Raw genomic sequence first — 26,386 nt, forward strand, 5'->3', positions numbered from 1 at the left:
AAAAAAACCCCGCGATGCAAACCATCGCGGGGCTTTTCTATATTCGACGGTGGCGAACGCTATCGCCCCGCTTCCACCGGCATCAGATCGCCATTGGCGCTGTCAGCGGCTCGTGATGCTGATAGCCGACCAGCGAGAAATCCGCCGGCTCGATTTTCTCGAGCCATTCCGGCTCGTACACGCCGGTCTTCGCGTAGTCGGGCACGCGATCGGAAATCGCGAGCCGCGGACTCTCGTACGGCTCGCGCTTGAGCTGCTGGTGCAGCATATCGAGCTGATTCTCGTAGATGTGCGCATCGCCGATGAAATAGCTGAACCAGCGCGGCGTATAGCCCGTCAAGCGTCCGACCAGATGCAGCAGCGCCGCGCCCTCCGTCAGATTGAACGGCGTGCCGAGCCCGACGTCGTTGCTGCGGATATACAAACACAGCGAAATTTCGCGGCGCGTAACGTTCGGTAGAAACTGGTACAGCAGATGGCAAGCCGGCAGCGCGATCTGATCGAGCACGGCCGGATTCCAGGCATGGAACAGAATCCGTCGATCGGCGGGGTTCTGCATGATGGTGTCGAGACACTGGCGCAGTTGATCGATCGCCTTGTAAAGCAGCACCTTCGAACGGCCATCTTCGTCGAACTGCGTGATCACGCGAAAACCGCGCGCTTGCGCGTCGGCCAGCTGCGCGCTCGCGCTGGCGTCGAGCACCTTGTAGGCGGGCCACTTGCGCCATTGCACGCCGTACACGTCACCGAGATCATCCGGGCCCTCGCGATACGGATTGGCGAGCCACTGCGCGTTCTGATTCGCGTTGCCGTCCCACACCTTGCAGCCGAGCTCGCGGAAGTCCGCGGCGCTGCGCGAAGCGCGCAGAAACCCGACCAGCTCGCCGATCGCCGACTTGAACGCGAGCTTCTTCGTCGTGACCGCGGGAAAGCCTTGCTGCAGATCGAAGCGCAGCATCGCGCCGGGCATGCTGATGGTGCGGATGCCGGTGCGGTTTTCCTGCCACGTGCCGGTGTCGAGAATCGTGCGGACGAGGTCCAGGTATTGTTTCATGCGGTTTCCTTCGACGCGGCGCGAACCCGATCAGGCGCGCTCACGGAATTGAGCAAAGCCCGATTCTAACAAGCGCGACCGGACGACGCCGGGGCATGGCGCGCCGCCTGGGAAATATCGAGGGGGAATATCAGACGGAAAGGAAAACCACGCGGTAAACGATAGATGCGAGCGGCAAACGTGCTCGCAAAAGTGCTTCGAGGCGACGCGCCAGACCTTCACATGCCGCGTCGCCAGCCTCGCCGCCTACAGATGCTGCACCGACGCCGGCAAATCGCCGTGCGGCGCCGACATCGGCTCGCCTTCCATATGACGCATGCCGTGCGAGCACAGCAGCCGGTACAGCGTGACCCGGGAGATGCCGAGTTCCTGCGCCGCATCCCCGAGCCGCCCGCGATGCCGCAGCAACGCGAGTTCGATAGCCTGACGTTCGGCCGCTTCGCGCGCCTGCGCGAGCGACACCGGCACGATCTCGACGTATTCGGCGAGTTCGAGGTCGCGCGCGGTGATCGCACGTCCCTCCGACATCACGATCGCGCGCCGCACCCGGTTGATCAGCTCGCGCACGTTGCCGGGCCAGCCGTAGTTATGAAGTACGGCGATTGCGTCGGGCGCGAAGCCACGCAGACGGCGGCTCGCATCCTTCTTGAAACGTTCGAGCATGTGCCGGGCGAGCAGTTCGATGTCCTTGCCGCGCGCGCGCAGCGGCGGCTCGTCGATCTGCAGCACGCAGAGGCGGTGATACAGGTCGGAACGGAAGCGCCCTTCGATCATCGCCGCGGTCATGTCCACGTGCGTAGCCGAAATGATGCGCACGTCGACATCGATCGCGGTATGTCCGCCGAGCCGCTCGACCTTGCGCTCCTGCAGGAAGCGCAACAGGCTCGCCTGGCTTTCGAGCGGCAGATCGCCGATTTCGTCGAGAAACAGCGTGCCGCCGTTGGCCGCCTCGACGCGGCCGATCTTGCGCTGGTTCGCGCCGGTGAACGCACCGCGCTCGTAGCCGAACAGTTCCGATTGCAGAAGATGCGGCGGAATCGCGCCGCAATTGATCGGCACGAACGGCGCGTTGCGCCGCGCCGAGCGTTCATGAATCGCGACCGCCGTCAGCTCCTTGCCGGTGCCCGATTCGCCGGAGATGAACACCGGCGCGTCGGTCATCGCGACTTTGCGGATCGAGCGGAACAGCGCGAGCATCGCGTCGCACGAGCCGACCATCTCGCCCTCGGCGCCTTGCAAGCCGTCGTGCGAGGTCGTGTCGCTCAGCGAAATCATGCCGTATGCATGACCGACCGAGTCGACGATACGGTCGCCAGAAGACGGCACCGTCACGTAATCAAAGCAGTAGTCGCGCACGAGCCGGCGCAACGCGGCGTCTTTCAGTTGGCCAGGCGTGGTCGCAGCAACCCAGCCGACGTTCGGCATGGTCAAACAGGATTCAAAAGCGGCGATTTCGTGCGGCTGGAAATCACTGGACAAATCGAGCAGGCCGCCAGCTGCCGAGCCGGTGCGCACCGCCCGGCGCGCATCGCGCGCGGATCCCACGACTTCCACATGCCAGCCACGCTGCATAAAACGCGTATTCAGTTCCGCGCTCGGGTCACGCGAAACGTAAATCAGTTGCCGCGTTGCGGGTTCCATTATTCAGATCCTCTCGTCAACGAACGTTAAGGACGACGCATGCACCTGAAACTGCGGTTCAGACACGCTGACTCGTCCGGGATTCGCGAATCGCAAAACCCGAACGGCCATTCCATTCCGTGCGGACAGCTGATCCCCAAGAAAGCGGCGTGTGTGTTTGAGACGGCCTGATATGGGCCTTTTTTTAAATCTGAAGCTGTTTTCGAGAGCTTACTATACGTGCGCCGCTTCGAAAACAATTATGCGAATTTAATCGATGGACCCCTTGCCCATCATGGTTTAGCGGCCGATCTCCATTTATTCAGCCGACAAATAAAACATTAGTGGAAGCGCTTTTCGTGGCGTTCTCGCGACGGTAGTTCGTACCTTACGGATTATCGAATTATAGGTATTTTCTGCTGACCCGTTTCAGTGCTGCAACGTTTTTTCCCGATTTCGAACGCATTAGTTGTCATTCTGCTGGTGGCGGCCAGACGCATCAATGGATTGCGAGCGATGGCACATGTTTCGCTAAATGGCGAACACCAGGGAGACACATCATGCGACTCGCGTTCCGCATCGATCTGATAAGCTGCCGCGCGCCATTTTTCGCAATTTGCGCAGCCCTCGCGCTCAGCGCTCTGCCGGCGGGTGCCGGCACCCCGACAGCGCCAACCGCTCCGACGCGATCCGTCACGCTGGCGAATTTCAACGATGCCACCGAGCCCGCCTCCCCCAGCCTGCAAGCCGCTTCGCCGGTTGCCGCGGAAGACGACAGCCAGCTTGCCGCCGACGCGTCGAACCCGGCTGCCGATGCTGCATCGATGAACGATATTTCGCTCGACGACCAGATCCTGTCGCGGCAACGCGGCGGCGCAGTCGGCATGTTGATGGTCGCCGCGCCGCCGCGGCTGATGCAAAGCGGCGGTAACCAGGTGACGTTGTGGGACGAGATCGCCCCGCCCTCGCCGCTGCCCGTGCCCGTCGATGCAGCACGCGCCGCCCAGGGCAACGTCGCGGCATACCAGCGCAGGTAAGCAGGACGAAGCAACGAACCGATAGCAAACAACCAGGGAATGCGGGACCGGTGGCCGCGCCAAAATTGACGCGCCCCACGACGGCGGGACACAAGCAACAACAGAGAAGGGACCGGGACATGAGCACGAACCACCAGAAGCCGCACGCCCTCGGGCTGCCGGCGGCTTCGTTCAGCATCGCTCCGGTCTTGCCGCGCGCCGCTTTGGCCGGCACCGCCCTCCTCGCCAGCGTCCTCGTCAGCGCCTGCTTCGCGAGCCAGGCGCATGCCGAGCAGGTCGCCAATCCCGGCGACATCATCGTCGAGCGCAGCGTCACGCCGCGCGACGCGTTCGTCCCGGTGCCGCGCGACCAGGTCCCGGTCGCGGTGCGCGCCACCACGTTCCCGGCCAATTCGTTCGACCCGACGATCGCGACGCTCGTCGGCGACACCGATCTGACCAACGCACACGGCTCGAACGGCGTCGTCGCGGGTGGCGTGCTCGGCGGCACCGGCATGCAGGCCGTCACGCAGATCCTCTCCGGCAAGGCGACCGGCAACACGATCCCGCTGAACGCGGGCGGTATCGGCGGACCGGCGACGGGCGTCGGCGGCACGATCAGCTCGTCGGTGACGGGTGCGCTCGCGCCGCTGTCGAACGTGCTCGGCGGCGCGCTCGGAGGTCTGAAATGAGCACGCGCCTGCGCCCCTCGCTGCAATCGCTGCAATCGCTGCAATTCACTTCGGCGCGCACTGCCCTGCGCGTCTGCGCGTGCCTGTGCATGGGCGTCGCTGCGCTCGTCGCCGGCGAGTCCCGCGCGCAGTCGCCGGCGGTGCCGGTCGTCGGCGCCACCGCGACGATCGGCAGCGGCGCGGGCATGGGCGCGACGGGCGCGCTCTCGGTCAACGAAACCGCAGGCCTCGACAACGCGCAGATCAACCAGATCACGGTGACGAAAGGCGCCGCTGTCGGCAACGCGAACGCGAGCCTGCAAAGCGCGTCGGTGGTCGCGAACGTGCCGCGCGCACAAGCGTCGATCGAGGCCCATGCGTTTTCGAACACCTCCGGCGCGGTGCTGGTGAACCAGTCGGCCGGAGCAGGGAATCTGCAGCGCAACAGCACCCAGATCGGGACTGCGGCGCTCGGAGTCGAGACTGTCTCGGATGGGGAGCTATCCGCGACGGCCCCGAAAAACGGCAGTCCGGGGCAGTCGAACACGATTCACGGCGTGCGCGAGGCAAGCATTTCCAGCGATGCCTTCCGTAACGCGAGCGGAATCGTGCAGATCAACCAGGCAGCCGGCGCCGGTAATGCCACGGCAAACAGTTTTGTGCTCCGTCCCCCGGCGGGCACTTTTTTTAACTGACCACACTTAAGTATCGGAGCGAATCATGAAGCGCACTCTTATTGCCACGGCCGTTCTCGTTGCCGCGTCCGGCAGCGTGCTTGCCGCGCCGCAGAAGGCCTACCTGTTCAATACGACGGTCGTCGGCGAGATGGTCGGCGTCGAGGGTATGGTCGGACTGTTTGGCTGCGTGCATGTCTCCAGCACGGCTAACGCGGTGATCAACAACAACCAGATGGTCAACGTGAACGCGACGCTCGATCCGCAGGCGCAGACCTACACCACCGGCACCGTGACCACGACCATCAACAACAACAGGAGCTTGCTCAGAGGCGGTGGCGCGGCATTCGCGTTCACGACGCAAAGCCATACCTCGTCGAGTTCGAACGCGCAGGGCTTCGAAGCTTCGGGCAGCTATGCGTACGGCAGTCAGAGCGCGAGCGTGACGAAGAGCGGCTATGAAACCAGCCAGCAGGCAGCCGGCATCGCGGGCAGCTTCTCGCACACGAGTCAGAACTCGGGCGGCCATCTCTCGGCGGGCGGCTCGATCGGCGGCAGTTACAGCTATCAGGACCACAACACGCCCTCGCACGGCAGCGGCTCGTTCAGCGCCCACGGCGGCCTGCACGCCGGTTATCGCGAATCGAGCTACTCGAACTCGTCGGGCGTCGCCGGCGCCTTCGAAGCGAGCGAAGCGTCCGGACAAAGCCGTTCGTGGGGCTTCAAGGCGAGCGAAGGCTCCGGCTTTGCGAGGGTCGGCGAGCAATCGTCGAGCTACTCGCGCAGCAGCTCTTCGTCGACCAACGCGTACGGCGCCGTGTGGGGCATCGACGAAGGCATGACGACGACCGATGTGACGACGCGCGGCTCGATCACGCAGCACATCAACAACGAAGCGGCCGCCACGCTGAACGCAACCACCGGCACCAACGCGGCCAGCAACGTGTCGGGCAACCTCGGCATCAACATCGCGGAAGGCATCGACAACGCGCAGAGCAACGACGTGTCGCTCGCGTCGGTCGACGTCGGCAACGTGTTCGGCAACGCGCAGGACTTCAACGTGCAGTCCTCGAGCGGCAGCGCGGCGATCCATAACTTCAATCTGAACGCGTCGGTCGGCAACGGGTCGCTGTCGGGCGTGACAGGCAACGTCGGCGTGAACATCGCTTCCGGCATCGGCAACGCGCAGGACAACGCGCTCGCCGGCGCGGTGACGACGACCTCGCCGGGCAAGGCGCTGACCACCGCGATGGACGCAACGGATGACAACTCGCAATCCGCCACGATGGTCGTTCACGGGCAGTTCCAGGGCACCGCGAGTCTCGGGGCCGATACGTTGAAAGGCGCCTCCGGCAACATCGGCGTGAACATCGCCGGCGGCGCGGGCAATCTGCAGCACAACGGACTTGCCATCGCGGCGCTGAACAGCGGCAAGTAAGCCGACGACGCGACGACCGCGGGCCAGCAGAAGAAGCACAAAGCAGTCGGAAGGGCGCGCCGGCAGCCATAGAAGCTGCCGGCGCGGATCGGGCAGGAGACCAGCATGACCGGGTTCAAGGGGTTCCCGGCGCTACCGCTCGCCGTAGCGCTGGCAGGCTATGTGCTGTGCGCGGATCACGCCGCCGCACAGTCGAGCATCGACACGTCCACGTTCGTCGGCGTGCCATTGACGAAAACGGTCCGTTCGATGAAGGACCTGCGCTACAACCACATCGTCAATCAACAGTTCGACTACAGCTGCGGCGCGGCGGCGCTCGCCACCCTCCTCAAGTACGGCTACGGCATCGATATTCCGGAAACCGAACTGATCCGCCGGATGATGGTTTTTTCTACGCCCGAAGTCGTCGTCAAGAACGGCTTCTCGATGCTCGACATGAAGCATTTCGTCGAGACCATCGGACTGCGCGGCCGCGGCTTTCGCGTCAACGTCGACGCGCTCCACCACCTTCAGATCCCCGTGATGGTCCTGATGAACATCGACGGCTACGAGCATTTCGTGATCGTCAAGCATGCGCAGGACGGCCGCGTGTTCATCGCGGACCCGGCGCTCGGCAATCGCATCGTGCTCGAAGACGACTTCGCGAAGACCTGGAACGGCCTCGTGTTCGCGGTCCTCGGCAAACCCTTCAGGGAGGATTCACCGCTGTTGCAGGACAACGAGTCGCTCGCGCTGAAGCTGCGCGCCGCCGCGCTGGCGGCCGGCAGCGCGGCGACGCCCTTTTTCGAGTACGGCTTGAACAAGGCAGACATGTTCTGATCCAGCCATGAAGTCACACCTCACACCGCTTGGGTTAGTGCTCTGTGCCGTCGCCTATGGCGCAAGCAGCGTTGCCCATGCTTCGGAGGGCGCCGCCTCGCCACCGGCTCCCGAACTTTCGATACGGTCCGAGCCAGGCGCCGAGCCGCTGCGAGTGCAACTGGTCGGCGACGATGTGCTCGCGACCCAGACCGGCAAATACGCCGGCGCGACGATGATCTCCGGCTTCGTGCTGAACGTCATTTCGCAATGGCGCTTGCCCAACGGCGCGAGCGCGCTCGCTCAAGGCTCGCTGAGCGCGGTACAGAACGGTGGCGGCCAACTCACGAGTTCCGTCAGCACGTTCGCGAGCGTGAGCGGCGGCACGCACGGCCATGCAGGCGATTCGGGCGCCAACCCGAATGCGCAGGCGCGCGGCGGCCAGAGCATCGGCGTCAACGGCGTGTCGCAGGTTACCCAGGTCGCGGGCGATCGCAACAGCGGCACCAACTCCGCGCTGATCGACTTCAATAACAGCGCCGCGACGCTGACGGGCTCCGCCAACGCGCCGTCGGCGACGGCCAGCAATTCGACCGGCTCCGTGAAAGCCGGCATTTCGTTCGGCAGCAACGGCGTGAACGTCGCGCTGCAGACACCCGCTGGGCTCGCCACCCAGACCATCGCGCCGAGCAACGGGCAGATCGCCCAGTTGCTGCAGATCGCAGGCAATAACCAGCAAGTCGCCAACGCCCTGCAACTGCATCTGCAAACCCAGCAGATGTCGGCTTCGATGCTTCGTCAGTTGGGCGTACTGCAGGCACTGCAAAACAGGAGATAACGGCGCGGGCCGCCACCCGCCAGTTGCACCACAAGCAGTGAAGAGAAGGCCGCGCAGGCAGCACCGCGCGGCCGGACCACCGGGGGAGCAAAAAATGAAAAAAGTGTCATCGACCAGGGCGCCGCGCATGGCTCTCGCGGCCATTCCAGCCGCCGTCATGCTTTGGGCTCTTTCTCAGCCGGCGAGCGCGCAGGCGCTCGCCGGTCAATCCGTGGAGGACCGTCTGAATACGCTGATGCGCGTCGTCAACGAGCAGCAGCGGCAAATCCATTCGCTCGAACGCCAGGTCACCGAACTCGAGATGGCGCAACGCGGCCGCGGCGTGCCGGGCGCCGGCGCTCCGGCGGGCAGCGGCACGGTGGCCGAGCAGCCCGGCGCCGACGGCCTGCCGGTGCCGCTGCCGCCGCTCGCGCAGATCGCGCCTGGCGCGCCCGCGCCGGCGGGCACCACCGGCACCGCGACCGGCGTGCCGGTCAATCCGCCGACACCGGACGGCAGCAACGCGGGCAACGCCAGCGCCGGCGGCCTGCCCGCCGCCACCGACGGCAGCGGCGCGGTCGGCCAGACCCAGCGCGCGAACGAACCGGTGCGCACCCAGGCCGAGCAGGCGGTCGTGCAGCGCGAGCATGCGCCACTGTTCGACCACAAGCTGACGATGGACTTCGGCATCAGCGACACCTACTACGACCGTCGCCAGTTGCAGTTGTCGGGCTTCCTCGCGCTCGATGCGATCTTCCTCGGCAACATCAACCTCGGCCAGACCAAGTCGCATCAGGTGATGGCAGACCTCGACACGCGCTACGGCGTGTCCGACCGCATCAACGTCGACGTCGACGTGCCGTACGTGTACCGGCGCAGCACCTTCATCGTCGGCGGCGCGGGCGGCGCGGCGAGCACGCTGTCGGACGCGACGGTGTCGAGCCACGACATCGGCGACGTGAATTTCGGCATCTACTATCAGTTCGTCAGGGAAACCAACGCGCTGCCGGACGTGGTCGGCAGTCTGCGCGTGAAGGCGCCGACCGGCAGCTCGCCGTTCGGCGAAAAAGTCGTGCAGGTCGACGCGGACAACACCAACCTCGTCGCGCCGACCCGACTGCCGACCGGCACCGGTTTCTGGAACATCACCGCGGGTCTGTCGGTGCTGAAGACCTACGACCCGGTCGTGCTGTTCGGCAGCGTTTCCTACACCTACAACCTCGCGCGTTCGTTCGCGGACATTTCGTCGGTGCAGGGACAAACCGAACCGGCGACGGTCAAGCTCGGCGATATCGTCCAGTTCGGCGGCGGCGTCGCGCTCGCGTTCTCCGACAAGGATTCGGCCAGCGTGTCGTTCACGATGGCGCTCGAACCCGAGTCGCAGACCAAGGCGCCGGGCGGCAGCTACCAGAAGGTACCGGGTAGCGAAACCACGGCCGCGGCGATGAATTTTGGCCTGAACCACGTCGTGAACAAGCACCTGACCATCAACGGCTCGGTATCGATCGGACTCACCCCCGACGCGCCGAACTTCGTGGTCGGCGTGCGCTTTCCGTACACCTTCTGACATGCCAACGATACGAGGTCGAGCGTGCGTGAATCACCTCATCTGAGCAGTGTGACTTCCGTCGCGGCAGCGGGATCGCATCTGTCGCTCGCGGTGCCGGCAGCCGCTCCACCGGCGAGCAATGAAACCGGCGCCCAAGCGAGCGCCGCGATGCCAGGCGTCACGCGACAGCTGCTATACGTCGCGCGCACTCCTGACGAAACTCTGATCGCGCATCTGAAAAGCCGCGGCTGGCAGGTCGCGGCCGCGCGCTCGGCGCACGAACTCGGGCGGCTTTTAAAGCCGGACCTCGCGTGCGCGGGCATCGTCGATCTGGCGAGCTTCGCGCCGCGCGACATCGGCGGACTCGAGGCGAGCCTGCGTCAGCAGCAGATCGGCTGGATCGCGCTCGCGAGCAACGAGCGGCTCAACGATCCGCTGGTGCGACGCCTCGTGCGCCACTACTGCTTCGACTTCGTGAAGCTGCCGGTCGCGCACGCGACGATCGACTATCTGGCCGGCCACGCGTTCGGCATGGTCACGCTGTGCGACCCGGAATTCCCGCCGCCCGCCGGCGAAGCAGGCGACGAGGAAATGGTCGGCACCTGCGAGGCGATGCAGCAGCTCTTTCGCACGATCCGCAAGGTCGCGAACACCGACGCGAGCGTGTTCATCGCGGGCGAATCCGGCACCGGCAAGGAGCTGACCGCGCTGGCGATCCACGAGCGCTCGCCGCGCCGCAAGGCGCCGTTCATGCCGATCAACTGCGGCGCGATTCCGCATCACCTTCTTCAATCCGAACTGTTCGGCTACGAGCGCGGCGCCTTTACCGGCGCGAATCAGCGCAAGATCGGCCGAGTCGAGGCGGCCGACGGCGGCACGCTGTTTCTCGACGAGATCGGCGACCTGCCGCTCGAAAGCCAGGCGAGCCTGCTGCGCTTTCTGCAGGAAGGCAAGATCGAGCGGCTCGGCGCACGCGAATCGATTCCGGTCGACGTGCGCATCATCTCGGCGACCCACGTCGATCTCGACGGCGCGATGCGCGACGGCCAGTTCCGCGCGGACCTGTTTCATCGCCTGTGCGTGCTGCGCGTCGACGAGCCGCCGCTGCGCGCGCGTGGGCGGGACATCGAGATTCTCGCGTACCACATCCTGCACAAGTTCAAGACCGACAACGCGCGCAAGATTCGCGGCTTCACGCCGTCGGCGATCGAGGCGCTCTACAACTACAACTGGCCCGGCAACGTGCGCGAGCTGATCAACCGCGTGCGCCGCGCGATCGTGATGGCCGAGAACAAGCTGATCTCAGCCGACGATCTCGACCTCGCCGGTTTCACCGAGCAACAGAGCATGACGCTCACGCAGGCGCGCGAGGCCGCCGAGAAGCGCGCGATCGAGGCCGCGCTGCTGCGCCACCGGCACCGCTTGAACGAGGCGGCGGTGGATCTGAACATTTCGCGCGTGACGCTGTATCGGCTGATGGGCGTGCACGGTTTGCGCGAACCGGGCGGCGCCGATGACAAGGAAGGGCTCGCCACGGACGGGCCGGCGGGAGGGTGAGCGGCGGCTGAACGGCGGCTGAGCGGCGGGCGGGCATCGGTGCGCATCGGAGCGTCGGGTAGAATCGCCCGGTTACCCTCCTCTTTCCATTCGATGACGACGCTCACCCTGATCGTCGCTCGCGCCAGCAACGGCGTGATCGGCCGCGACAACCAGTTGCCCTGGCGACTGCCCGAAGACCTCAAGTTCTTCAAGCGCACGACGATGGGCGCGCCCATCATCATGGGCCGCAAGACGCATGAATCGATCGGCCGGCCGCTGCCCGGACGCCGCAACATCGTCGTCACGCGCGATGGCTCGCGGCGTTTTCAGGGCTGCGACACCGCGACCAATCTCGACGAAGCGCTCGCGCTCGCCGCGCAGGACCAGGCGCCGCAGGCGTTTCTGATCGGCGGCGCGGAGTTGTACGACGAAGGGCTGCGCCACGCGGACAAGCTGATCGTCACCGAAATCGCCGCCGACTTCCCCGGCGATGCGACCTTCCCCGCGATCGACCCGCACGTGTGGGAAGAAATCGCGCGTGAAGCGCATCACTCGAATGCGCCGAACGACTTCGATTACGCGTTCGTCACCTATCAACGCAAGGACGTCTGACGGCACGCGCCACGGCATGCAATAAAAAACGCCACGCAACGTTGAGCTGCGTGGCGTTTTCGTTTGATACGGGGCGGCGCCGAAACGCGCCGCCCGGCTTACTGCCCCGCGATCGTCATCCGTTCGATCAACACCGAGCCGGTCTGCTTGGTGCCGCGCGTGATCGTATCCGCGCCGATCGCGACGATATGGCGGAACATCTCCTGCAGCGTGCTCGCGACCGTGATCTCCTCGACCGGGTACTGGATCTTGCCGTTCTCGACCCAGAAGCCCGACGCGCCGCGCGAGTAGTCGCCCGTCACGTAGTTGACGCCCTGCCCCATCAGCTCGGTCAGCAAGAGACCGGTGCCGAGCTTCTTCAGCATCGCCTCGAAGTCGTCCTCGGGACGCGTGTTCGAGCTGAGCAGCGACAGGTTGTGCGAGCCGCCCGCGTTGCCGGTGGTCTTCATGCCGAGCTTGCGCGCCGAGTAGGTGGACAGGAAGTAACCCTCGACGACGCCGTCCTTCACGACCGATCGCTGGTGCGTGCGCACGCCTTCCTCGTCGAACGGCGCGCTGCCCATCGCGCGCGCGACGTGCGGATCTTCGACCACCTGCACGTGCGGCGCGAACACCGGCTTGCCGAGGCTGTCGACTAGAAATGAAGTCTTGCGATACAGCGCGCCGCCGCTCGTCGCCTGCACGAATGCTCCGAGCAGGCCCGCCGCGAGCGGCGCTTCGAACAGCACCGGCACCTTGCGCGTATCGAGGCCGCGCGCGCCGATGCGCGCGAGCGCACGCTGCGCCGCGTAACGGCCCACTGCCTCGGGATCGGCGAGTTCGTCGGCGCTGCGCGTCGACGTGTACCAGTCGTCGCGCTGCATGTTGCGGCCGCTGCCGGCGATCGGCGCGCACGCGATGTAGTGGCGCGAATACGGATAGCCGGCGAGGAAGCCGCGCGAGGTCGCCAGCACGAACTGCGAGTGCTGCGCCGACACGCTCGCGCCTTCGGAGTTCTTGATCTGCGGATCGGTCGCGAACGCGGCGTCTTCGGCGCGGCGCGCGATTTCGACGGCTTCGTCGGCCGACAGATTCCATGGGTGATACAGATCGAGGTCGCGCGGCGCGGTTTCGAGCAGTTCGGCTTCGGCGAGGCCCGCGCAATCGTCTTCGGCGGTGAAGCGCGCGATGTTGTACGCGGCCGCGACCGTGTCCTTCAACGCCTGCGGCGAGAAGTCCGAGGTGCTCGCGTTGCCGCGCTTGTTGCCGATGAACACCGTCACGCCGACCATCTTGTCGCGGTTGTGCTCGATCGTCTCGACTTCGCCGCGCCGCACGGAGACGGACAGGCCGTCGCCCTCGGAGATTTCGGTTGCGGCGTCGGTACCGCCGAGCGCCTTCGCGTGACGGAGGATGTCCGAGGCGATTTCCTTCAGCTCATCCTGGGTATGCGGAAAAAAGCGCTGCTTGACGTCCATGTCTGCTGCCATTGTGGTTGCCGTCCTGTTGGGGCCGCGCGGCCCAGGGTATGCGCACCGTGTTCGGCGCGAGGCGCGCGGGTGCGGGATAAATGCATCCCGCGATCATAGCAAGGTACGCGCCGCCGCGGGTCGGGCCGGCGCGGCAAGTTACAATACCGCCATGACACGCAAAACCCGCATTCAACCGATCGAATCCGTCGTCACGGAAGTCGACGAAAACGGCTACGATCGTCCGAGCAAGTCCCAGGTCAAACGCGAAATGCAGGCGTTGCAGGATCTGGGCGCGGCGCTCGTCGCGCTGCCGAAAGACGCGCTCAAACGCATGCCGATGCCCGAAAAGCTCGACGAAGCCGTGCGCGAAGCGCGCCGCATCACCGATCATGAAGGCAAGCGCCGCCAGATCCAGTACGTCGGCCGCGTGATGCGCTCGCTGCTCGATACCGAAACCGCCGCGCTGCGTGCCGCGCTCGACACCTACAACGGCGTCAACAAGACGGAAACGGCGAAGCTCCACTGGATCGAACGCACCCGCGAAAAGCTGCTTGCCGACGACGCCGCACTGACCGAGTTCATCCGCCAGCACCCGGCCGCCGACCCGCAGCAGGGTCGCACGCTGATCCGCAACGCGCGCAAGGAAGCGCAGCAGAGCAAGCCGCCGCGCTATTTCCGCGAGCTGTTCCAGTGGATCAAGAACGCAGCCGGCGCCGGCGACGGAGCCGAAGACGCTGACCTCGCCCCGGAACACGACGATGACGACCGCGACGCCTGATCAACATAAGCAACGTAACCACCCCGACGAAATCGTGATCGGCCTCGTGTCGATCAGCGACCGCGCGTCGACGGGCGTGTACGAGGACAAGGGCATTCCGGCGCTGCAGGAATGGCTCGGCGCGGCCTTGAGCTCGCCGTGGCAAGTCGTCACGCGGCTGATCGCCGACGACGCGCCGACCATTTCGGCGACGCTGATCGAACTGGTCGACGAAGTGGGCTGCGATCTGGTGCTGACGACTGGCGGCACCGGCCCGTCGCGCCGCGACGTGACGCCCGAGGCGACGCTCGCGGTGGCGACGAAGGAGATGCCCGGCTTCGGCGAGCAGATGCGGCAGATCAGCCTGAATTTCGTGCCGACCGCGATCCTGTCACGCCAGGTCGCGGTGATCCGCGAAACGGCGCAGCACGCCGCGCTGATCATCAACCTGCCCGGCCAGCCGAAATCGATCCGGGAAACGCTGGAAGGCCTGCGCGATGACGGCGTGGTCAAGGTGCCGGGGATTTTCGCGGCGGTGCCCTACTGCATCGACCTGATCGGCGGGCCATACGTGGAAACCAACGCCGACGTCGTGAAGGCGTTCCGGCCGAAAAGCGCGCAACGCGCGCCGCGGCAGGACTGAGGTTCGAGGATCAGGGCCTGCCGGTGCAGGCCCGCGCTTTATTTGCCGCTCGCGGCGGCGTCGGGCGCCGACGGCACGAGGAAATGCTCGCGGTAGTACTTCAGTTCGTCGATCGACTCGTGAATATCGGCCAGGGCGGTGTGCATCGCGCGCTTCTGGAAGCCCTTGTAGATCACCGGCTGCCAGCGCCGGCACAGCTCCTTCAGCGTGCTCACGTCGAGGTTGCGGTAGTGGAAGAAGCTCTCCAGGTCCGGCATCCAGCGCGCCATGAAGCGGCGGTCCTGGCAGATCGAGTTGCCGCACATCGGCGACTTGCCCGGCGGCACGTACTGGCCGAGGAATTCGCGAATCTGCGCGGTCGCATCGGCCTCGCTAACCGTCGACGCCTTCACGCGATCGATCAGCCCCGAGCGGCCATGCGTGTTCTGGTTCCACTCGTCCATCTTCGCGAGCGTCTCATCGCTCTGATGAATCGCGAGCACTGGACCTTCGACCATCCTGTCGAGCGTCGAATTCGTCACCACCACCGCGATCTCGATAATGCGGTCGGAGTCGGGCTCGAGCCCGGTCATTTCCATGTCCAGCCAGACGAGATTCATGTCGCTGCGCACGAGCGGCGGCTGTTCGGTGGATGCGAGGATGTCAGTCATGAAGGCAACCCTGAGGGCCGCGCCGCGGGCTTCGCTGCAAACCCGCGCGGCGCGGCATGTGTTCGTTTGAAATGGATTCGCGCGGTTCGAGCCGGGCCGGCCGCGCTGAAGCGCCGCCTTGAACTGCTGCCCGGAGCTAATGCGTTAAACCGTCGCGTTAAACCGTATCTCCGCCCTGAGGCGGGAAGAAACATATAATTCTCGCATAGATACCACGGAATCCTCGGATGCCTACCCTGTACTTCACCGCCCTCTTCATCGTCGCCGTCGTCGCGATGGTCGGCACCAAACTCTGGCTCGCATCGCGGCAGATCCGCTTCGTCGTCGCGCATCGCGAACAGGTGCCCAGCCAGTTCGTGAACACCATCGCGCTCACTGCGCATCAGCGCGCGGCCGACTACACCGTCGAGCGCACGCGGCTCGCGATGGTCGAGATCGTCGTCGGCGCGGCCGTGCTGATCTGGCTCACGCTGCTCGGCGGCGTGCAGATGCTCGATCTCGCGATCTCCGACTGGCTCGGCCGCGGCTACGTCGGCCAGATCGTGCTGGTTGCCGCCGTGATCGCGATCACGAGCGCGATCGACCTGCCGTTCGACTACTACCGGCAGTTCGTTGTCGAGCAGCGCTTCGGCTTCAATCGCATGAGCAAGAGCCTGTTCTTCTTCGACCGCCTGAAGGGCGCGCTGCTCGGCATCGCGTTCGGCCTGCCGCTGCTGTTCGTCGTGCTGTGGCTGATGAACCGCGCGGGCAACCTGTGGTGGCTGTGGGCATGGGTCGTGTGGGTCGCGTTCCAGATGTTCGGCCTGCTGATTTTCCCGACCTTTATCGCGCCGCTCTTCAACAAGTTCGAGCCGCTGAAAGATGAAGCGCTCGTGACCCGCATCGAGGCGCTGATGAAGCGCTGCGGCTTCGCCGCGAAGGGGCTGTTCGTGATGGACGGCAGCCGCCGTTCGGCGCACGGCAACGCGTACTTCACCGGCTTCGGCGCGAGCAAGCGCATCGTGTTCTTCGACACACTGCTCGCGCGGCTGTCCGGCCGCGAGATCGAGGCGGTGCTCGCGCACGAGCTCGGCCACTTCAAGCGTCGTCACGTGATGAAGCGCATGCTCGTCACGTTCGCAATCAGCCTCGCGATGCTCGCGCTGCTCGGCTGGCTGACGCAATGCGTGTGGTTCTACGAAGGGCTCGGCGTGCGGCCGTCGCTCATTGGCGGCAACAGCGGACTCGCGCTCGTGCTGTTCTTCCTCGCGCTGCCGGTGTTCATGTTCTTCGTCACGCCGCTCGGCAGCCTCAGCTCGCGCAAGCACGAGTTCGAAGCCGACGCGTTCGCCGCGTCGCAAACAGACGCGCACGATCTGATCAACGCGCTCGTCAAGCTGTATGAGGACAACGCGTCGACATTGACGCCCGATCCGCTCTACACCGCGTTCTACTATTCGCATCCGCCGGCCTCGCAGCGGATCGACCGACTGCTGCAGCACGCATGAGCGGCCGCGCCCCGAAAAAAGCGGCGCGCGGTGCCGGGTCCGGCATGCACGGCGCGCGCACGGGCGGCCTCGTGGTGGCCGCGCACGGCCGCCACTATCTGGTCGCGCCTGAAGACGGCGGCGCGCTGCTGCAATGTTTCCCACGCGGCAAGCGCAGCGAGGTCGCGGTCGGCGATCGCGTGATCTACGAGCCGACTTCCGCGGATCAAGGCGTGATCGTCGAAATCGGCGAGCGGCGCAATCTGCTGTATCGCTCGGACCAGTACAAGTCGAAGTTGTTCGCCGCGAACCTGGATCAGCTGCTGATCGTGCTCGCGACCGAGCCGCATTTCAGCGAGGATCTGCTCGGCCGCGCGCTCGTCGCCGCCGAGGCGAACGAACTGAAGCCGCTGATCGTGCTGAACAAGATCGACGTTACCGCTGCTCTGGACGGCGCGCGCAAGCGGCTCGAGCCGTATCGCGCGCTCGGCTATCCGGTGCTCGAAGTGTCGATCCGCATGCAGCCCGAGGCCGCCCGCGCCACGCTGACTGAGCATCTGCACGGTCACGCGACGCTGTTGCTCGGTCAGTCCGGCATGGGCAAATCGACGCTCGTGAACCTGCTGATTCCCGATGCCGAAGTGGCGACGCGCGAGATCTCGACCGCGTTGAACAGCGGGCGCCATACGACGACGTTCACGCGTCTTTATCCGCTGCCGCCGTCGGCGGGTACGGCCGATGTGAATCACGTCAACGGCGCGGCCGGTGCGCTGATCGACTCGCCGGGCTTCCAGGAATTCGGCCTGCACCATCTGACCGAAGGCCGGCTCGAACGCGCGTTCCCCGAGTTCCGGCCGCTGCTGCCGAACTGCCGTTTCTACAACTGCCATCATCTGCACGAGCCTGGCTGCGCGATCCTCGAAGCAGTCGCCGACGGCCGGATCCGCCGCGAACGGCATGCGCTTTATGCGCAACTCGTGCACGAGGCGAGCCAGATAGTCCGCTGACATGAAACTGATGCGCGCGCCGAACCTGATCATCGGACAGCATTGGGTCAATGTGCTGGAGACCGCGGGCATCGCGTGCGAGCTGCATAACCGCTATCTGAACGGCGCGCTCGGCGAGATTCCGGCCGATCAATGCGCCCCGGAGCTGTGGCTGGTCGATGAACGCGATGAGGCGGTCGCGCGGCGGCTGATCGAAGCGGCGTCGCGAGGACCGGCGCCAGGCGCGCCGCAATGGCAATGTCAGCAGTGCGGCGAGATGCTCGAGGCGCAGTTCACCGTATGCTGGCAGTGCGGGACCGTGCGCGATCCGTTGAAGGGGTGAAGCGTCGTCGGGAATTGAAAAAGCCGGGTAATGCCCGGCTTTTTCTTGCGCTGCGCGCGTGCGTGGGCCGCTTCAGGCGAGCCACACCGCGATGGTCAGCATCAACAGCAGGATCATCCACAGCACGACCGCGCGCCACACGAGGCCCACCGCCGATTGCAGCGTGCGCGGCGTGCAGTCGTCGCCGACTTGCATCGGACCGCCATCGCCAGTGGCGAGCGCGTCGAGGCTCGACGGCTCCGCGAGTGGCCCGGCCAGGCGCGCGCCGAGCGCCCCGCTGCCCGCGGCGAGCAACACGCCGTCGTTCGTATCGGGCCACTGCCGCGCATGATTGCGCCACGCGTAAATCGCATCCTCGAAATTGCCGACGATCGCAAAGCCCAGCGACGTCAGCCGCGCCGGCACCCAGTCGATCACGAAGAACGCACGCTGCGCGAAGCTCGAAAACGCGACGGTGCGGTCGTCGGCCGGCCGCGCCCATGCGCGCGCGAGGTATTCCGCGCAACGGTACAGCACCGCGCCGGCAGGACCGACCGGAATCAGGAACCAGAAGAACACGCCGAACACGTGGCGATGCGACGCGACCACCGCGTGAATCAGCGTGTGACGCACGATTTCGCTGACCGGCATGTCGACTGTCTCGAGCCCGGTCCATTCGTTGAGAATTTCGCGCGCGTGCGGGACGTCATCGTTGTTCAACGCGAGATGGATGTCGGTGAAGTAATGGCTGAACTGCCGAAAGCCGAGCGTGAAGTAAAGCACCACGACGTTCCACAGGAACGCGAGCATGAAGTGAATGTGATACAGCACGTAGTAGACGAGCGCGACCGCCAGCGTCCAAGGCACCACCACGACGAGCCACGCGAGCAGACCGTGACGTTGCTTGCCGGCATCGAATCCGTGCGCCGCCGACTCCGCATGGTATTGAAGCAACGCGGACACCGGATTGTTCGGCGAGAGCGCGCGTACCTGTTCAATGATCAGAGCCAGCAATACGGAGAAAAAAGTCATGCGATGCGCCGTGCTTTTTAAGTTTTTACGATTGTTTTATAACGATAGCACAGGGTCGGATGAGTCTGAACGCGGACGCTGACAAAGCGCCGACAAGTGCGTCGTCCGCGCAACTCGCATCGTCGGCGCGTCGATGCGGGTCATATCAATCATGCGGCGAGGAACCGATACAGGTTGCGCAGCATCGCAGCCGTCGCGCCCCAAATGAAATGCTGGCCGCTTTGCACGGCCGCTGGCGTGACCGTCTGCGCGTGTTGCGGGCCGTGCTGCTCGGCGGCTTCCGGAGCCACCGTCAATTCGCCGCGCGGATACGGCATCGCGAAGAAGCGGCGCTCCCCGCCCTCGTAGCGGAACAGCCGCTCTTCATGGTTGGACGGGTCCATCAGGAACGCGAGCGGCACTTCGAAAACCTCGGCCACTTCGAGCGGATCGATCTCCAGGGAGAACGGCGGGTGCACGAGAGCGATGATCGGTGACACGCGAAAGCCGGTGCCAGTCAGATAGTCGGGCAACGCGCCGAGAACTTCGACGCGCGAAGCGTCGAGACCCACCTCTTCGCGCGCTTCGCGCAGCGCCGTGGCAGTCGCATCGGCGTCGAACGGTTCCTGGCGGCCGCCGGGAAAACTCACCTGGCCGGCGTGATCGCTCAGATGGTCCGCGCGCTGCGTGAGCAACACGGTAACGCCTCGCGCGCGCACGACGAGCGGCACCAGCACCGCGGCCACGCGTGGATCGAGGTCGGTGTTGCGCCACGGCGCATCGGCGATCTTCTCAGGAGTCCAGGCAAGTTGCCGATCGAAGCGCGCCCGCAATGCATCGGGCGTCAAACGCTCGCTCGCGACCGGTGGCAGATCGGCGCCCGTCGCGATGACAGGCAGGGTTTCGGGCTCAAAGACGGGGCGGATCAACGGGTCTCTCTGATGAGCGGGAACATGCCGCTATTTTGACCTGGCCAACAAAAAAGCACCCGCGAGGGGTGCTTTTTCTTACAGCATTTACGCTTCGGAAGCAGCGCGGTCCTTCGAGACCAGCTTTTCCTTGATTCGAGCCGACTTGCCCGAACGCTCGCGCAGATAGTACAGCTTCGCACGACGCACATCGCCGCGACGCTTGACGACGATGCTTGCCAGCAGCGGCGAATACGTCTGGAACGTACGCTCGACGCCTTCGCCCGACGAAATCTTGCGGACGATGAACGACGAATTCAGACCACGGTTACGCTTGGCGATCACGACGCCTTCGTAAGCCTGCACACGCTTACGCGTGCCTTCAACCACGTTCACGCTGACGATGACCGTATCGCCCGGACCAAAATCCGGAATGGTCTTTTCGCCGAGAACGCGCGCGATTTCTTCCTGCTCGAGTTTTGCAATCAGATTCATCACTGACTCCTAGATCCATCTTGTCGGCGTTCGTACCTGCCCGCGCTTACTGCGTTGGGCTACGGCCCCGATAGAGGATGGGTTCACATCTGGCACCGCACACGCATATACGGCACCGCCTCTTGTCCGCTCGAAAGACCGGAGCCTCAGGCCTTCGGCTCTTCCTTCGCGAGACTTGCGAGCCACGCCTCGTCGGCACGGCTCAGCATTCTGTTCTTTCTGGCCTTCACGATCAGATCGGGCCGTTTGTTCAACGTGTTGCGCAGTGCTTCGCGCCGCCGCCACGCTTCGATTTCCGCATGATGGCCGCCGAGCAGCACATCGGGCACCCGCACGCCCTCGTATTCCTCGGGACGTGTGTAGTGCGGACAATCGAGCAGCACTTCGACGAAACTATCCTGCACCGCCGACTGCGAGTCGTTCAGCACACCGGGCAACTGACGCACGACCGCATCCATCAACGCCATCGCGGGCAGCTCGCCGCCCGATAACACGAAGTCGCCAAGGCTGACTTCTTCGTCGACGACACGGTCGAGCAAACGCTGGTCGATCGCTTCGTAACGCCCGCACAACAGGATCAGACCGGGTTCGGCCGCGAACTTCATCACGCGCTCGTGATTCAGCGTCGCGCCTTGCGGCGACATCATCACGACGCGCGACGCACCGATGCCCTGCTCCGACTGCGCCGCTTTCGCGGCCGTGATCGCATCTTCGAGGGGCCGAGCCAACATGACCATGCCGGGGCCTCCGCCGTACGGGCGATCGTCGATCGTGCGGTAGTTGTCGGTCGTGAAATCGCGCGGATTCCACGTACGCAACCCATAACGCTGCTGCTTCGCGGCCCGGCTGGTGATACCCCAGTCAGTCAGCGCGCGGAACATTTCTGGAAAGAGCGTCACGACATCGAACTGCATCGCTCTCCCCACTCAACGATAGATTTCAATAGTCTGCTTCCCAGTCGACGACGATCTGCTTAGCCGTCTGGTCCACAGTTTTGACAAAGACGCCGACGAACGGGATCAAACGCTCGCCTGCGATCGGCTTGCCGCTTTTATCGGTAGCCGGATACTCGATGCGCAGCACCGACTGCGCGCCGTTGTCGATCATGCTGGCGACCTTGCCGAGGCTGAGCCCAGCGAGATTCACCACGTCCAGGCCGATCAAATCGACCCAGTAGAATTCATCTGCTTCGAGCGCCGGAAATTCGCTACGGCTGATGTACACGCGAGAGCCGCGCAAAGCCAGCGCTACATCGCGGTCAGCGACACCACCCAGACGGGCGACCACGCTGTCGCTATGCGTTTTGGCCTGCAAGGACGGCGTCGATTTGCGCTCCTGGCCTTTCAGCAACCACCAGCGCTGCGCGCTCAGCAAGGCGTCTCCGCCCTGCCCGGCATCCGCGTGCGCGGCTACCTTGACCCATCCTTTGAGACCATAGGCGTCGACGATCGCGCCCACCTCGACCGCATCGGCCGGCCAGCTCGCCGCCGTTTCGATACGCATTTCTGCAGCTTCGGAAGCAGCGTTCGCGACGTTGGCTTGCGCCTCTTTCGCCTTGCCGTCGGTTCGTTCGACCGGCTTGCGGACGAATGCACCGAACGACGCCTGACCAGACGCCTTTGCGCGCGAAGCTGCCTTGGCGGTACCAGAACTGCCGGAATCACGCTCAGACATCGAATAACCTCGACGACAACTTCGCAGCCTGCTTTGGCGTCTGCTTCAGTAAAACAAATCGCGCATCGGACTGCTCACGCGAGTTGCGCGAGCCGCCGGCTGAACCGACGACGATACGCCTGCGGGCCGCCATATCAAGCAGCCGGCTGGGCCTTTTGGGCTTCCTTCACGAGACGCTCGACGGTCGGCGACAGTTGCGCGCCAACACCTTGCCAGTACGTCAGGCGATCCTGAGCGATACGCAGGGATTCGCCCTTCGTAGCGACCGGGTTGTAGAAACCGACGCGCTCGATGAAGCGGCCGTCACGACGGCTACGCGAGTCGGTGGCGACGATGTTGTAGAACGGGCGCTTCTTGGAGCCGCCACGAGCCAAGCGGATGATGACCATACTAGAATCCTTGAAAACCGGGGTTCGGAACGACTGAAACACGCGATTATAGCGGGAAACCGACGCCATAACAAACACTTACCGGGATAAACTGAGCAACCGGGCCGCACCGGCCTTCTACAAGAGGTGCGCAACCCCGCTCAAACGCCCGAATTATCTGAAGGAGCGCGTGTGCAACGCCAGCCGAACCTCCTGTTTCGATTCGCCTTTTTTGCCTTTTTCGTGCGCTTTGCTGGAGTTTCGCGCACCCCGCGCAGCCGGATTCTACGCGTGGCGGCGGCCACGTTGCTCACCGCGCAGGCGTTGACCGCAAACGCCGCGCTACCCATCGAAAAAATCAAACTACCGCCGGGCTTTCACATCGAGGTGTTGTCGGACGACGTGCCGAGCGCACGCGCGATGACGTTCTCGCCCAAGGGCATTCTGTACGTGGGCAGCGAGGATGGGCACGTCTATGCGCTGGAACTGCGAAACGGCCGCGTGACGGGCCGCCACGTGATCGCGTCCGGGCTGCAGATGCCAACCGGCGTAGCGTGGCACGATGGCGCGCTGTACGTGTCGGCCGTGTCGAAAATCGTGCGCTTCGATGCGATCGACTCGCACCTGAACGATCCGCCAAAACCGGTCGTCGTCACCGACAAGCTGCCGACCGACACGCATCACGGCTGGAAATTCATCGCGTTCGGCCCGGATGGCAAGCTGTACGTGCCGCAAGGCGCGCCGTGCAACATTTGCCAGAGAGATCCGGACCGCGTCGCGCTGATTGGCCGCATGGACCCAGACGGTAGCCACTACGAGGTCGTCGCGCGCGGCATCCGCAATTCGGTCGGCTTCGCGTGGCATCCGGTCACCCACGAACTGTGGTTCACCGACAACGGTCGCGACCTGCTCGGCGACGACGTTCCGAGCGACAAGCTCAGCCGCGCGTCACGAGTCGGCATGAACTTCGGCTTTCCGTACTGTCACGGCGGCGACACGCCCGACCCCGAGTTCGGCAAGGATCATCCATGCAGCGAATTCACGCCGCCCGTGGTCAAGCTTGGCGCGCACGTGGCGGCGCTTGGCATGCGCTTCTACGACGGCCCGATGTTTCCGGCCGACTACCGCAACAACATCTTCATCGCCGAGCACGGCTCCTGGAACCGCAGCAAGAAGGTCGGCTACCGCGTGGTGCGCGTGATCACCGACCCTGACGGCAGCCACGCACGCCAGCAAGTCTTTGCCGAAGGCTGGCTGCAACCCGGCGAATCGGTGTGGGGCCGTCCCGCCGACGTGCTGCCGCTGCCGGACGGTTCGCTACTGATCAGCGACGATACCGCCGGCGCGATCTATCGCGTCACATATTCGGCGCCGTAGCGCGCGGATGCATGCGCGTGTGGCTGAGAGGCTGCACCAGTCTTCAGCCAGGTCCGGCGCGTTTCGCCACCGCGCTTTCAGCGCGGGCGCTCGCCTTCGACGTGACCACCCGCCCGCCGCAGGCGTAGAATGCGCGTCGGTCCACGTCCTGCGGCGCGCCGCTCCTTTCGACCGCCTGTCACTCTGCCCACGCGTTCATGTCCACCATTGCCTCGACCTCCCCGCGCTTCAGATCCAAGACGCTCACCGCCGCGCTGGCGTTCCTGTTCGGCAGCCTTGGCGCCCACCGCTTCTATCTGCATGGCATGCGGGACATCTTCGGCTGGGCCCATCTGCTCGGCACGCTGATCGGCACTCCCGGCGTGATGCTGCTGATCGCGACCGAGCGCGCGTCGATCCTCGGCTGGGTGCTCGCGTCGATCGGCGCGGTTTCACTGTTCGCCGCGTTTCTGGCCGCGCTCGTCTACGGGCTACGCCCGGATCAGAAATGGGATGCGCAATTCAACGCCCACACGCAACGCAAAAGCCGCTCCGGCTGGACCGTTATTTTCGTCGTGATCTTTTCGCTGCTGATCGGTGCGTTTCTGCTGATGACCGGTCTCGCGCTCGCATTTCAGACCTACTTCGAAAGCCAGGTCGAAGCGGCCAAAGCAATTTCGCAGTAACGCACCGTAGCGGGACCAGCAGGTATTCCCGCACGCTAGAAAAGCCTCAGTTGCGGATTGTCGCGCGCCGGTTCGCTTGCCTGCTCGGCGCGCGGCGACTCGATCCGGCGAAACTGCGACATGTCGAGAATGCCGCGGTCACGTCCGCTCAGCCCCAACCGGCGCGCGGCCTTGTGAAAGCGCTGCTTGAGCAGATCGGCCCATAAGCCCTCTCCCTTCATGCGGGTCGAGAACGACGAGTCGTAATCCTTGCCGCCCCGCATGTCGTGCACACGGTGCATCACGCGCTCGGCCCGATCCGGGAAGTGTGCGCTCAGCCAACCCTTGAACAGCGGCGCGACCTCCCACGGCAATCGCAGCACGATATAGCTCGCATTGCTGGCGCCCGCTTCCGCGCATGCTTCGAGCACGCGCTCCATGTCCGGTTCGGTGACGAACGGGATCACCGGCGCGATGCTGACGCCGACCGGAATACCCGCCTCGCTGAGGGTACGGATCGTGCGTAGCCGGCGCGACGGCGTGGCTGCACGCGGTTCGAGCGTGCGCGCGATGTCGGCGTCCAACGTGGTGATGGTGATCGCCGCCATGAATTGGCCGCGCTCCGCCATCGGCGCGAGCAGGTCGATGTCGCGCTCGATCAGCGACGACTTGGTGATCGCCGCGAACGGGTGATTGCGCTCGCTGAGCACCTCGATCACCCGCCGCGTAAGCCGCAAGTCGCGTTCGGCCGGCTGCCATGCATCTGTCGCGACGCCGAGCGCAATCGGCTCGGGCACATATGATTTCTTCGACAGTTCCCGCTCGAGCAGTTCGGGCGCGTTGATTTTCGCGTAGATGCGGCTCTCGAAATCGAGCCCCGGCGACAACCCGAGGTAGCTGTGCGTGGGCCGCGCGAAGCAATAGATGCAGCCGTGCTCGCAACCGCGATACGGATTCAGCGACACATTGAACGGAATGTCCGGCGACGCGTTGCGTGTGAGGATGGTTTTCGCGCGCTCCTCGAACACCTGCGTGCGCAGCACTTTCGGCTCACCGCCATCGCCGGCCGCCTGCCAGCCGTCGTCGACGGCCTCGCGCTGGTCGACTTCATAGCGGCCTTGCAGGTTCGTGACCGCACCACGCCCCTTGCGAGGCGCCGGCGGCGCGATCGGAAATTCGGGAATGTCAGGGGTGTCGGGATCATCCACGGCGGGCCACGCAGAGCAAACGCAAACTGGAAGTGCAAAAGGAAAACGGCGCAAACACCTGTATAAATATACAGTGTTTACGCCGTTTGTCGAGCACTTCGTTGCCCGCGAGATGCGCGGCCAATCCCGTCAGCGATCGGCCACCTAGTCGGTCACCGCGATCGTCAGCGTCTCCTTGATTTCCTCCATCACCACATAGCTCTTCGACTGTACCGCCCCCGGCAACTGCAGCAGGATGTCGCCGAGCAGCTTGCGGTAATCGGCCATTTCGCCGATGCGCGCCTTGATCAGATAGTCGAAATCGCCCGATACGAGGTGGCACTCGAGCACCTCGGGGATCTTCTGCACCTCGCGCCGGAACTGGTCGAACATGTTGCCGCTCTTGTGATCGAGCGTGATCTCGACGAACACCAGCAGCGCCGCGCCCAGCTCGGCCGGGTTCACGCGCGCGTAGTAGCCGGTGATCACGCCGTCGCGCTCCATCCGCTTGACGCGCTCGATGCACGGCGTCACCGACAAACCGACCCGTTCCGCCAGGTCCTTCATCGCCATACGGCCGTCTTGCTGCAGGAGCCGCAGGATCTTGTGATCGAGCTTATCGAGAGCCCGCACGGGATGGCGCTGGGTACGCATGGTGT

At 64.7% G+C, this 26,386-nt stretch carries 28 protein-coding genes; 16 read left to right on the forward strand and 12 right to left on the reverse strand.

Features of this window, described 5'->3' with window-relative positions:
- Positions 1-82: 82 nt before the first annotated feature.
- Positions 83-1,054, reverse strand: a complete 972-nt coding sequence (locus ACLFKU_RS14920) for a thymidylate synthase (RefSeq protein WP_410849585.1) — start codon at positions 1,052-1,054, stop codon at positions 83-85.
- 246 nt (positions 1,055-1,300) lie between these two features.
- Positions 1,301-2,695, reverse strand: coding sequence for a sigma 54-interacting transcriptional regulator (locus tag ACLFKU_RS14925; RefSeq protein WP_410849586.1), 1,395 nt, complete (start codon positions 2,693-2,695; stop codon positions 1,301-1,303).
- 539 nt (positions 2,696-3,234) lie between these two features.
- Between ACLFKU_RS14925 and ACLFKU_RS14930 the strand changes: the two genes are divergently transcribed.
- From ACLFKU_RS14930 to ACLFKU_RS14970, 9 genes are all read left to right on the forward strand, one after another.
- Positions 3,235-3,711: a hypothetical protein gene (locus tag ACLFKU_RS14930; protein WP_410849587.1), complete on the forward strand. Its 477-nt coding sequence runs from the start codon at positions 3,235-3,237 to the stop codon at positions 3,709-3,711.
- Between the two features lie 119 nt (positions 3,712-3,830).
- Positions 3,831-4,382 (forward strand): hypothetical protein, encoded by a 552-nt coding sequence (locus ACLFKU_RS14935; protein ID WP_410849588.1) that lies wholly within the window; start codon positions 3,831-3,833, stop codon positions 4,380-4,382.
- Complete coding sequence (locus ACLFKU_RS14940) at positions 4,379-5,056, forward strand: hypothetical protein (RefSeq protein ID WP_410849589.1); 678 nt, start codon at positions 4,379-4,381, stop codon at positions 5,054-5,056. The genes ACLFKU_RS14935 and ACLFKU_RS14940 overlap by 4 nt, the downstream gene beginning before the upstream one ends.
- A 25-nt stretch (positions 5,057-5,081) precedes the next feature.
- Positions 5,082-6,473: a hypothetical protein gene (locus ACLFKU_RS14945; protein WP_410849590.1), complete on the forward strand. Its 1,392-nt coding sequence runs from the start codon at positions 5,082-5,084 to the stop codon at positions 6,471-6,473.
- Between the two features lie 105 nt (positions 6,474-6,578).
- A complete protein-coding gene (locus ACLFKU_RS14950) occupies positions 6,579-7,292 on the forward strand; it encodes a C39 family peptidase (RefSeq protein ID WP_410849591.1) in 714 nt (237 codons plus the stop codon).
- 7 nt (positions 7,293-7,299) lie between these two features.
- On the forward strand, positions 7,300-8,109 hold the full coding sequence (locus ACLFKU_RS14955; protein ID WP_410849592.1) for a peptidase C39: 810 nt from the start codon (positions 7,300-7,302) through the stop codon (positions 8,107-8,109).
- Between the two features lie 94 nt (positions 8,110-8,203).
- The gene (locus ACLFKU_RS14960) at positions 8,204-9,655 is read left to right on the forward strand and encodes a hypothetical protein (RefSeq protein ID WP_410849593.1); all 1,452 of its coding nucleotides are present in this window, start codon (positions 8,204-8,206) and stop codon (positions 9,653-9,655) included.
- A gap of 24 nt (positions 9,656-9,679) precedes the next feature.
- Complete coding sequence (locus ACLFKU_RS14965; protein WP_410849594.1) at positions 9,680-11,194, forward strand: sigma 54-interacting transcriptional regulator; 1,515 nt, start codon at positions 9,680-9,682, stop codon at positions 11,192-11,194.
- 93 nt (positions 11,195-11,287) lie between these two features.
- Entirely contained in the window at positions 11,288-11,788 is a 501-nt protein-coding gene (locus ACLFKU_RS14970; protein WP_410849595.1) for a dihydrofolate reductase, read from the forward strand.
- A 98-nt stretch (positions 11,789-11,886) separates the two neighbouring features.
- Here ACLFKU_RS14970 and pmbA read toward each other — a convergent pair whose 3' ends face one another.
- Positions 11,887-13,257 (reverse strand): metalloprotease PmbA, encoded by a 1,371-nt coding sequence (gene pmbA, locus ACLFKU_RS14975; protein WP_410849596.1) that lies wholly within the window; start codon positions 13,255-13,257, stop codon positions 11,887-11,889.
- Positions 13,258-13,408: 151 nt separating this feature from the next.
- Here pmbA and yjgA point away from each other — a divergent pair, with 151 nt between their 5' ends.
- Together yjgA and mog are read left to right on the forward strand one after the other, a co-directional pair.
- Complete coding sequence (gene yjgA / locus ACLFKU_RS14980; RefSeq protein ID WP_410849597.1) at positions 13,409-14,017, forward strand: ribosome biogenesis factor YjgA; 609 nt, start codon at positions 13,409-13,411, stop codon at positions 14,015-14,017.
- A complete protein-coding gene (mog, locus tag ACLFKU_RS14985) occupies positions 13,998-14,639 on the forward strand; it encodes a molybdopterin adenylyltransferase (protein ID WP_368586574.1) in 642 nt (213 codons plus the stop codon). The genes yjgA and mog overlap by 20 nt, the downstream gene beginning before the upstream one ends.
- 38 nt (positions 14,640-14,677) lie before the next feature.
- Here the strand turns inward: mog and orn are convergent, their stop codons facing one another.
- Positions 14,678-15,289: an oligoribonuclease gene (orn, locus tag ACLFKU_RS14990; RefSeq protein WP_368586575.1), complete on the reverse strand. Its 612-nt coding sequence runs from the start codon at positions 15,287-15,289 to the stop codon at positions 14,678-14,680.
- A 227-nt stretch (positions 15,290-15,516) separates the two neighbouring features.
- Here orn and ACLFKU_RS14995 point away from each other — a divergent pair, with 227 nt between their 5' ends.
- From ACLFKU_RS14995 to ACLFKU_RS15005, 3 genes are read left to right on the forward strand one after another with little or no spacing between them, the layout of a single operon-like run.
- Positions 15,517-16,776 (forward strand): M48 family metallopeptidase, encoded by a 1,260-nt coding sequence (locus tag ACLFKU_RS14995; RefSeq protein WP_410849598.1) that lies wholly within the window; start codon positions 15,517-15,519, stop codon positions 16,774-16,776.
- On the forward strand, positions 16,773-17,762 hold the full coding sequence (rsgA, locus tag ACLFKU_RS15000; RefSeq protein WP_368586577.1) for a ribosome small subunit-dependent GTPase A: 990 nt from the start codon (positions 16,773-16,775) through the stop codon (positions 17,760-17,762). Before ACLFKU_RS14995 ends, rsgA begins: the two co-directional genes overlap by 4 nt.
- A gap of 1 nt (position 17,763) precedes the next feature.
- Positions 17,764-18,084: a DUF2007 domain-containing protein gene (locus ACLFKU_RS15005; RefSeq protein ID WP_176380308.1), complete on the forward strand. Its 321-nt coding sequence runs from the start codon at positions 17,764-17,766 to the stop codon at positions 18,082-18,084.
- A gap of 72 nt (positions 18,085-18,156) precedes the next feature.
- Here ACLFKU_RS15005 and ACLFKU_RS15010 read toward each other — a convergent pair whose 3' ends face one another.
- The 6 genes from ACLFKU_RS15010 to rpsP form a co-directional block, all read right to left on the reverse strand.
- A complete protein-coding gene (locus tag ACLFKU_RS15010) occupies positions 18,157-19,095 on the reverse strand; it encodes a CobD/CbiB family protein (RefSeq protein WP_368586578.1) in 939 nt (312 codons plus the stop codon).
- Between the two features lie 149 nt (positions 19,096-19,244).
- Complete coding sequence (locus ACLFKU_RS15015) at positions 19,245-20,003, reverse strand: NUDIX hydrolase (RefSeq protein ID WP_410849599.1); 759 nt, start codon at positions 20,001-20,003, stop codon at positions 19,245-19,247.
- Between the two features lie 87 nt (positions 20,004-20,090).
- Positions 20,091-20,477: a 50S ribosomal protein L19 gene (gene rplS / locus ACLFKU_RS15020; RefSeq protein WP_167050256.1), complete on the reverse strand. Its 387-nt coding sequence runs from the start codon at positions 20,475-20,477 to the stop codon at positions 20,091-20,093.
- A gap of 146 nt (positions 20,478-20,623) precedes the next feature.
- Positions 20,624-21,391, reverse strand: a complete 768-nt coding sequence (gene trmD, locus ACLFKU_RS15025) for a tRNA (guanosine(37)-N1)-methyltransferase TrmD (RefSeq protein ID WP_410849600.1) — start codon at positions 21,389-21,391, stop codon at positions 20,624-20,626.
- Positions 21,392-21,416: 25 nt separating this feature from the next.
- The gene (gene rimM / locus ACLFKU_RS15030) at positions 21,417-22,151 is read right to left on the reverse strand and encodes a ribosome maturation factor RimM (protein WP_368586581.1); all 735 of its coding nucleotides are present in this window, start codon (positions 22,149-22,151) and stop codon (positions 21,417-21,419) included.
- Positions 22,152-22,285: 134 nt separating this feature from the next.
- Entirely contained in the window at positions 22,286-22,540 is a 255-nt protein-coding gene (gene rpsP / locus ACLFKU_RS15035) for a 30S ribosomal protein S16 (protein WP_013090118.1), read from the reverse strand.
- Positions 22,541-22,711: 171 nt separating this feature from the next.
- On the opposite strand from rpsP, the gene ACLFKU_RS15040 reads away from it, so the two are divergent.
- Positions 22,712-23,896 (forward strand): PQQ-dependent sugar dehydrogenase, encoded by a 1,185-nt coding sequence (locus ACLFKU_RS15040; protein WP_410849601.1) that lies wholly within the window; start codon positions 22,712-22,714, stop codon positions 23,894-23,896.
- Between the two features lie 197 nt (positions 23,897-24,093).
- Positions 24,094-24,561, forward strand: coding sequence for a TM2 domain-containing protein (locus ACLFKU_RS15045; protein WP_368586583.1), 468 nt, complete (start codon positions 24,094-24,096; stop codon positions 24,559-24,561).
- 35 nt (positions 24,562-24,596) lie between these two features.
- On the opposite strand, the gene ACLFKU_RS15050 is transcribed toward ACLFKU_RS15045, so the two are convergent.
- Both ACLFKU_RS15050 and ACLFKU_RS15055 read right to left on the reverse strand, forming a co-directional pair.
- Positions 24,597-25,748 carry a PA0069 family radical SAM protein gene (locus ACLFKU_RS15050; protein ID WP_410849602.1) on the reverse strand — a complete coding sequence of 384 codons (1,152 nt, stop codon included), beginning with the start codon at positions 25,746-25,748 and terminating at the stop codon, positions 24,597-24,599.
- A 144-nt stretch (positions 25,749-25,892) separates the two neighbouring features.
- Positions 25,893-26,381: an Lrp/AsnC ligand binding domain-containing protein gene (locus tag ACLFKU_RS15055; RefSeq protein ID WP_013090122.1), complete on the reverse strand. Its 489-nt coding sequence runs from the start codon at positions 26,379-26,381 to the stop codon at positions 25,893-25,895.
- Positions 26,382-26,386: the final 5 nt, after the last annotated feature.

It is taken from the genome of Paraburkholderia sp. EG304, assembly GCF_046543485.1.
Lineage (GTDB): Bacteria > Pseudomonadota > Gammaproteobacteria > Burkholderiales > Burkholderiaceae > Paraburkholderia > Paraburkholderia youngii.